This is a genomic window from Parasphingorhabdus sp. (genome assembly GCF_036964675.1).
Lineage (GTDB): Bacteria > Pseudomonadota > Alphaproteobacteria > Sphingomonadales > Sphingomonadaceae > Parasphingorhabdus.
In genome coordinates, this window is the sequence record NZ_JBALTF010000046.1 from 1 (window position 1) to 8,650 (window position 8,650).

6 protein-coding genes are annotated in these 8,650 nt (G+C 56.4%); 1 reads left to right on the forward strand and 5 read right to left on the reverse strand.

The features are described 5' to 3' along the window. Window positions 1–414: 414 nt before the first annotated feature. From V7665_RS09275 to V7665_RS09295, 5 genes are all read right to left on the reverse strand, one after another. Window positions 415–1,536: a GGDEF domain-containing protein gene (locus V7665_RS09275; protein WP_335664256.1), complete on the reverse strand. Its 1,122-nt coding sequence runs from the start codon at window positions 1,534–1,536 to the stop codon at window positions 415–417. A 564-nt stretch (window positions 1,537–2,100) separates the two neighbouring features. Then, the gene (locus tag V7665_RS09280; protein WP_335664257.1) at window positions 2,101–3,909 is read right to left on the reverse strand and encodes a DUF885 domain-containing protein; all 1,809 of its coding nucleotides are present in this window, start codon (window positions 3,907–3,909) and stop codon (window positions 2,101–2,103) included. Between the two features lie 176 nt (window positions 3,910–4,085). Next, window positions 4,086–4,856: a sulfite exporter TauE/SafE family protein gene (locus V7665_RS09285; protein WP_335664258.1), complete on the reverse strand. Its 771-nt coding sequence runs from the start codon at window positions 4,854–4,856 to the stop codon at window positions 4,086–4,088. Window positions 4,857–4,888: 32 nt separating this feature from the next. Continuing rightward, window positions 4,889–7,630, reverse strand: coding sequence for a preprotein translocase subunit SecA (gene secA, locus V7665_RS09290; RefSeq protein ID WP_335664259.1), 2,742 nt, complete (start codon window positions 7,628–7,630; stop codon window positions 4,889–4,891). 104 nt (window positions 7,631–7,734) lie between these two features. Next, window positions 7,735–8,061 carry a hypothetical protein gene (locus tag V7665_RS09295; RefSeq protein WP_335664260.1) on the reverse strand — a complete coding sequence of 109 codons (327 nt, stop codon included), beginning with the start codon at window positions 8,059–8,061 and terminating at the stop codon, window positions 7,735–7,737. Window positions 8,062–8,175: 114 nt separating this feature from the next. Between V7665_RS09295 and V7665_RS09300 the strand changes: the two genes are divergently transcribed. Then, a partial coding sequence (locus V7665_RS09300) for a bifunctional ornithine acetyltransferase/N-acetylglutamate synthase (RefSeq protein ID WP_335664270.1) occupies window positions 8,176–8,650 on the forward strand: 475 nt, incomplete at its 3' end.

Here is an 8,650-nt window from a genome sequence, read left to right on the forward strand (position 1 = left end):
CCCGATAGCTCAGCGGTAGAGCGTTCGACTGTTAATCGAAATGTCGTAGGTTCGAATCCTACTCGGGGAGCCATTTTCCATGGCTCTATTTTCTACAAAATTGGCTCTTTTTGCTGGCTCTGGCAGATTGACGCACAGCTGCGCAGATTTCCGGTAGAAAATTCTTGTTCAGATAAATCTCCTTCTTGCTGACAAACTTTACAATCTTGACAGGGTTATAAGATCGAATCCGCTCGCCCCATAGCGCGCGGCGACAGGCCGCGATGCCGCCCGAACAGCGCCCGGATATCGTTTCGGAGACAGGCGCGATTATGGAGAGGCTGATCCGTCATGCTGCGGGTTTATCATAGGCAGGCTGGTGTAGGAAAGCCTGGCCCGCGCGCAAAGGATCCGGAAACTGAAGCGACGGCCAGATCAGGCGGCCTTGGCCAGCGCGACCTGATTGCGGCCATTTTGCTTGGCATGATAGAGGGCCTTGTCCGCCCGATCCATCGCATCATCGAGGGAATCGGTCTCGGTCAATATCGCCAGTCCGAAACTCGCGGTCACCTTCTGATTCGAACCCAGTTCGGGATGGGCCAGAAATTGTGCCGTCTCGACCGGTATCCAATGGGTCAATATGGCAAATTCCTCGCCACCGGTGCGCGCCACCTGACCATATTCCTGACACAGGCCCGATACAGTTTTTGCTATTCTTTGCAGGACCTTGTCGCCCGCCGCATGACCATATTGGTCGTTGACCCGCTTGAAATGGTCGATGTCGAAGAGGATGATCGATCGCACATATATCGCGCCCTGAGCATGATCCGGACGCGTTTTGAACAGCGCTTTCAGGCCCCGTCGGTTCAACAGGCCGGTCAGCGGGTCCCGATTGGACTGGCCGTGAAAGTGCAAAACCATATCGTGCCCGGCGGCGAACAGCAGCACCACCGCCAGCGCCAGCGCACAGATGCCGTTGGTGAACTGGAATATCCAGGCATAGGTTGATTGCGCATAGCTTTGCTCGGTCAGGGTCAGGTCGAGCAGGAAATAGACAATCACGACCCAGCCGATGAACGTGGCGGCAACGGTTGCGATCACCCCGAACAGCGCCCCGTCGATCAACCTGTCTCCCGCCTTCCACAAGGGCGGCAGCGACAAAATCAGCAGCAGCCCGGCAACGACATTGACCAGCACCGATCGCATGGAAATATCCAGGGCGACAAAGGTCAGCCAGGTGAAGGCGGCAGTGGCGAATATCAGGATCAGGCCGGCCAGAATATTCGGGAAAACCGCATGGCATCTGACATGGATCGCCTTGGCAATCACAAGACAGAATATCCAGAACAGGCCGGTCGAAGCAAAGACAACGCCAATATTGGTGGTCGAGCTTCGCGTGCTGTCGATTATATAGGCCGCCGTAGCGGCCGAAAAGCCGAGCGCGATCCATCCGGAAAATGCGTGGCGCCTATTGGAAAAATACAGGAGCCCGAAGACCAGCGCAAAGACCGCCAATATTATGACTGTTTGAATATGAAAGCCGGAATTTTCGGACATAGGCCAAATAATAGCAGGGATCGTTCAAGTAAAGGTTAACCGAGTATTTTGGATGCGATATCAACAATATAGAATCACGACCTGATGAAACGCACCGGGAATCGGTCAAATTGGGGCATGGGTTAGTGGCACTGGCATCCAGTGGACTCGCACGAAGACACAAAGGCACGAAGTCCGGGAGAAAGCGCGCAATCGCTTTGTGTCTTCGTGACTTCGTGCGAGTCCTGCCATTTCTTTGCCGCACCGAAAACTTTACAGAAATGACCGGTTTTATTTTCCGTGACCTTTGCCCCGAAACCGCAGATTTCCTAGTTTTTCGGGTCGTCATCCACTTGCCGAGTGTGACCTTCCGGAACGCCTCGCCATCCGGTCCGTTTATTCATGCGGGCGTGCGGAAGGAGCGCCATCATGTCCAGATTGTCAAAGAGCCTGTCCGGCGCCTGGCGAAGGACCGGTGAACAGGATAAGCGATGGGGGTGGGTGTAGGACAGCGGTTTTTGAGGGTAAAATTGGGGAATGGTGCACCTGTCACCGTAATTCCACCGTAATTCCAGCCTGTTCCGCCTATTGCGCAACTTCCTCACTTACTGCCAATTTTGCCTTCTCCGCTGCAATAAATTTTTCCATCTTTGCCTCCATCACCGGTAATGGCACCGCGCCCAGCGCAAGATAGGTGTCATGGAATGACCGCTGATCAAAGGCTGTGCCCAGTTCCGCCTCGGCCTTGGCGCGAAGCTTACGGATGCTGATCTCGCCAAGCTTATAGGCCAGAGCCTGCGCGGGCCAGGAGATATAGCGGTCTACTTCGGTTTCAACATCGCGCTGGGCGAGTGCGGTATGGCTGGCAAGATAATCAATCGCCTTTTGCCGGCTCCAGCCTTTTGTGTGGATACCGGTGTCGATCACCAGCCTCACAGCGCGCCACATTTCAAAGGTTTGCCGGCCAAATTCCTCATAAGGGGTTTCGTACATGCCAAGCTTGGTGCCCAGCCATTCGGTGTACAGCCCCCAGCCTTCGCCATAGCCGGAGAAATAGATATCCTTGCGAAATTCTGGCCGGTCAGGTGCTTCCAGTGCCACTGCCGCCTGAAAACTGTGGCCCGGGATACATTCGTGAAGCGCCAGCGCGGTCAGATTATATAAAGGCCGGGAGGGCAGATCATAAGTGTTGAACAGGCAACTCTCCAGCCCGCCGCGCCCCGATGTGTAGATCGGAGCGATCGCGTCCGGCACTGGCCGGATGGTGAAACGATAACGCGGCAGCAGGTTGAAACTGTCCTTCAGTTTGCCATCCATTTTCTTTGTGACATAGGCCGCATAAGACAGCAGTTCGCGCGGGGTCTTGGCATAAAATTGCGGATCGGTCCGCATGAAGGCCAGAAACTCCGCAAAAGTACCGATAAAGCCGGTAGCCTTCATCGTCGCCTGCATGTCGGCATCGATCCGGGCCACTTCCTGCAGGCCGATCTGGTGGATCTGTTCGGCGGTCAAATCGAGCGTGGTATAGAGCCGGATCTGGTCCTGATAGAAGCGTTTGCCATCCGGCAACGCATAGGCATCAATAGAGGTTCGCGCGCCGGGCATATAGTCTTCCCGCATGAAGCGGAGCAGTGAAGCATAAGCCGGGGCCACCTCTGTCTTGATGCTCTGCAACGCCTCCTTGCGCATCGCTGCCTGTTCCTTTTCCGGAATGGAATCGGGCATATTGCGGAAGGCATCGTAAAACGGATTGTCTTCGCCAGTCACGGTATAGGCTTCGATGGTCGTGTCGCGACCCTCGATACCGACCCGTGGCACGGTATAGCCGCGCGCCAGCCCGGCCCGCATGTTGGTTATATTCTCGTCAAAATAACGGGGAATATCCTTCATGCGCCCCAGATAATCCCGGTAGCGAGCGGCGTTGGAATAGCCGGTTCGCGGGTTGAGACCGCCCCAGAAAAACGTGTCGCTGTTAAACGGTGCCTCATAGGTTTTATACTCAAGGCTGTTGACCTGCTCCCAGATCATCTGGCGGAAAACGGCGGCATTTACCTGTTCCTCTGCTGAAAGCTGATCGACGGGAATGGCATCAAGCTGGCGCAGCACGTCCTGCCAATAGGCCAGCCGTTTTGCCTGGGTTTCGGCCGTTTCACTGGCAAAGCGATCGCCCTGCACCCAGCGCTGATCATCCTTGACCAGATGAAATTCCTTGTGCCGCCATTCGGTTTCGGCCTCGTAGAGCGCGCGCAACCTGGCATCCAGTGGCCCTGCTTCAGCCGCAAGTGCCGTTTCAGCAGTGGTTTCAGCTATGGTTTCCTGGGCAAACGCCGAGGGCGTCAAACTCAGACTTGCGGCCCCCAGAAACAAAGAAAAACCAATAGGTGATAATGTCATGACGCGGCCCCTGATCCAGATTTGATCAGCATAGAGGCAGGGCAGCCCGCTCAGGTCAAGTCTTCGCCGCCATTTCGAGACAAGTTTCTTTGGGGTTACGGCGGCAGTTTATCAAATGCACTAAACAGCCACCGATAAAGGCCTCTTCTTAGAAATTGCCAAAACAGTCCAACAGCTTAAACCCACAAGATCCGCACCGCCACATAGAGGATCAGCAAGGCGGTCAGCCGTCTGATCCATATCTCCGGCAAGGCCTTGCTGGCCAAGATACTGCCGATCTGCCCGCCGAGCAGCACGCCGACGAATAACGGCCAATAAGCGATGACCGCCTCCGCGCCGCTGCTCAGGCCCGATTTCATCAACTGCCCGCCGAGGCCGGCGATGGAATTGACCAGGATGAACACGCTAGCGGTCGCGGCGATCCGGCGGCTGTCGGACCAGCGGGTCAGCAGCAGGATCGGGGCAAGAAAAATACCGCCGCCAATGCCGACCATCCCGGAAAGAAAGCCGATACCGGCGCCGACGGTTGGGGCAAACATCCGGTGGCCGGTCCATCGCCGGTTGTGGGGCTCCCCGGCCCCTGCCCGCTTGATGAAGGGTTCGATGATCAGCAAAACGCCCGCTGCCGCCAGCGACAGGCCAAGCAGCAGCATGAAGCTCTGCTGTTCCAGCACCATCCGCCCGCCAAGCCAGGCGGCCGGGACCGACAGCAGCAGGATCGGCCAGATTTTCGGCCAGTCGATCAGGCCGCGCAACTGAAAGCGGGCGGTGCCGCCGGTGACGACGATTATATTGCACAATAAGGCAATGACCGGCAGCGCCCGATAATCGAGGTCAGCCAGCGCCAGCAGCGCGATATAGGTCGACCCGCCGCCAAAGCCGACGCTGGCGTAGAGCGCGGCGGTCAATGCAAATAACAGCGCCAGACCGAATATGCCGAACGCCATGTCAGTTGCCGCCGCGCTGCTGGCGCTTCAAATCAGAACTTGCCGTGGCAATGCTTGTACTTGCGACCCGACCCACAGGGGCATGGCGCGTTGCGGCTAACCTTGCTGCCATCAAACGGATCTCCCGGATTGTCCAGCTTTCCCGATTGCCGTGGCGGCAAGCTTGTCGAAACCGTTCCCAATGTGCCCCCGTCGATATCATTGCTATTGTCTTCGCCGGTCAGCGGATCGATATGGGTGGTCAGGAAGTCCGGCAAGTCCGGCAAGTCCGGCACGACAAGTTCTTCCGGCTGGTCGAACTGGCTCATCGCGATGGTCTTGGTCACGCCTTCGCGAATGATTTCCAGCATCCGCTCGAACAGGCCGAATGCTTCCTGCTTATATTCGTCGAGCGGTTTTTTCTGGGCATAGGCACGCAGGAAAACCACCTGACGCAGCGCATCCAGTGTCGCGAGATGCTCTTTCCAGTGATGATCGAGCAATTCGAGCAGGATCGATTTCTCGATCTGCGCCCAGACACCGGGATTTCCGGCTTCGACCGCTGCCATTTTGGCTTCGAAATCGGCATCGGCCATATCGGAGATGCGGGTTTCGATGATTTCCGGTTCGAGCGCGTCTTCCTGCATCCAGCTGTCAAAATCGGGGGTGAGATTGAGCACGTCCTGAACGCGGGTCTTCAGGCCCTCGATATCCCATTGCTCGGGATAGCTGCCCGGCGGGCAGGCATCGGCAACCATCGCGTTGACGGTTTCGTGCCGCATGTCCTCGACCACGTCACCGACGGTTTCGGCATCCATGATTTCAGAGCGCTGCTCGTAGATCACCTTGCGCTGGTCGTTCATCACATCATCATATTCGACGACCTGCTTGCGCGCTTCATAATTGCGCGCCTCGACCTTTTTCTGTGCGGTTTCAATGGCTTTCGACAACCATTTGCCACCGATTGCTTCGCCGTCCTCGAGATTCTTGTTCATCATCTTGGCGAACATCGTTTCGGTGCCAAAGATGCGCAGCAGATCGTCTTCGAGGCAGAGATAGAAGCGGCTCAGGCCAGGATCGCCCTGACGACCGGAACGGCCGCGCAGCTGGTTATCGATCCGGCGGCTTTCGTGCCGCTCGGTGCCGAGTACGAACAGGCCGCCGGCTTCCCGCACAGTCTGGCGCAGCGCCCTGACTTCTTCCTCGATCTTGGCAATCGCCTTGTCCCTTTCCGGACCGGCTTCCATCTCGCCAAGCTCTGCTTCGATTCGGAAATCGATATTGCCGCCGAGCTGGATATCGGTGCCGCGGCCAGCCATGTTGGTCGCGATGGTAACCGCGCCGGGAGAACCGGCCTGGGCCACGATCAGCGCTTCCTGCTCATGGAAGCGGGCGTTGAGGACGCTATGCTCGACATTTTCCTTGTTCAGAAAGTCCGAGAGCAGTTCGGATTTTTCAATCGACACGGTGCCGACCAATACCGGCTGCCCCTTTTCACTATGTTCCTTGACGGTTTTTGCAATGGCGGCAAATTTGTCGAGCGTATTCTTGTAAAATTCGTCATTCTCGTCGATCCGCAGCACCGGCTTGTTGGTCGGAATGGTGACGACGTTCATCTTGTAGATTTCGAAAAATTCTGCCGCTTCGGTCTCCGCGGTGCCGGTCATGCCGGACAATTTGGGATACATGCGGAAATAATTCTGGAAGGTGATCGACGCCATCGTCTGGTTTTCCGGCTCGATCTGAACCCCTTCCTTGGCCTCGACCGCCTGGTGCAGGCCGTTGGACCAGCGCCGGCCTTCCATCATTCGGCCGGTAAATTCATCGATGATGATGATCTTGCCATCCTTGACGATATAATCGGTGTCGCGCTTGCGCATGACATTGGCCATCAAAGCCTGGTTCAGATGGTGGACGACCTGGGTATTTTCATAGTCATAGAGATTGCTGCCGACCAGCAGACCGGCCTCTTCGAGCAGACGTTCTGCTTTTTCCGTGCCATCTTCGGTCAGCGAAATATTGCGTGATTTTTCGTCTTTTTCATAATCTTCTTCGGTGATGAATTGAACAACCGCGTTGACCGTCAGATATAGGTCAGACTTGTCATCGGTCGGTCCGGAGATGATCAGCGGTGTCCGCGCTTCATCGATCAGGATCGAGTCGACCTCGTCGACAATCGCGAAGTTGAACGGCCGCTGGACCATCTTGCTGCGCTCGTGCTTCATATTGTCGCGCAGATAATCGAAGCCAAATTCATTGTTGGTGCCGTAGGTGATATCCGCTGCATAGGCGGCGCGGCGCTTGTCCTCGCCGAGATTCGGCACGATCACGCCGACTTCCAGGCCAAGGAAATTATAGACCTGGCTCATCCATTCCGCATCGCGGCGAGCGAGATAGTCATTGACGGTGACGACGTGCACGCCCTTGCCGTCAATCGCATTGAGATAACAGGCCAGCGTCGCGACCAGAGTCTTGCCTTCACCGGTCCGCATTTCGGCGATTTCACCGCGATGCAGCACGATGCCGCCGATCAGCTGCACATCATAATGGCGCTGGCCCAGAGTCCGCTTTGCCGCTTCCCGCACGACCGCAAAGGCTTCCGGCAAAATATCGTCCAGCGATTCACCGCCAGCGACGCGTTCCTTGAAATAGGGGGTTTTTGCCGCCAGTTCTTCATCCGAGAGAACTTCAATCGAGGGTTCGAAGGAATTGACCGCTTCGACCACTTTTTGCATCGATTTGACATAGCGGTCATTGGCTGACCCGAAGATGGATTTGGCTAAATCGCCGAACATGACATTTTCCAATTTGTAGATTTTTCCGGCCAATAATGGCCGCGAACAGGATGAATTTAGGGAGAAACTCTTGCCGTTCAATATTGGCAAGACAGAGAATGGCGCTAGGGCGCGCCTTCTTCATGTTCCAGCTTGTCGCCGGATTCCGAGCGCATCGCAACGACGGCCCAGATTTGTTGTCTGCTGCTTGTTTTTGCTACCGCGAGCGGCCCGGAAAAGCAGCCTTCTGCGATAGCGCAGGATTGATGATCCGATGATCCCAATCTGGCCGCTTCGATGACAGAAGCTTGATCCGCAACCGCGGCTTCCGACAGGTTGGCGGCGCTTCCCAATTCGGGTATCATGCGCTCTTCTGCCGCTGCTGACGCAGGCACGGCCAGGCCGACAGCGTTGAATAGCAGCAACATAAAACTTGCAATATATGCGTTCATGGACAAGGCACCCGTCAATATCAGCGCGTTCTATCAAAACATTGAATAAAGGCAAGTCAAGTGTCGGACAAACTTTCGCCTCTGGCGCCAGCCCAATCTCCCGTTTTGCCCGATATGGCAGGCGTAACCTGCCGCATTGCCCGTGCCCGCTACAAGGATTGGGATCGTTGCGATCTGACCTTTGTCGAACTGGCAGCGGGAACAGCGGTTGCCGGTGTGCTGACCAACAGCAAATGCCCCTCGCCTGAAGTCGAATATTGCCGAGAAGCGCTCAAGGGTGGCAAGGCACGCGGCCTGGTCGTCAATGCCGGCAATGCCAATGCCTTTACCGGCGCGCGCGGCATGGCAGCGGTGCAAAAAATAGTGTCGCTGGCATCAGCCCATCTGGGCTGCACCGAAGCGGAAATATTCGTGTCCTCGACCGGGGTCATCGGCGTGCCCTTGCCTCAGGACAAGGCCGAAGCGGGCCTGAAAGCAGTGTTTGAAGCGCAGCCCTGCAATTGGGAAGCGGCCGCCGCGACGATCATGACCACCGACACTTTCCCGAAAATGGCAACGACGAGCGCCGTCATTGGCGGCCAGACCGTTC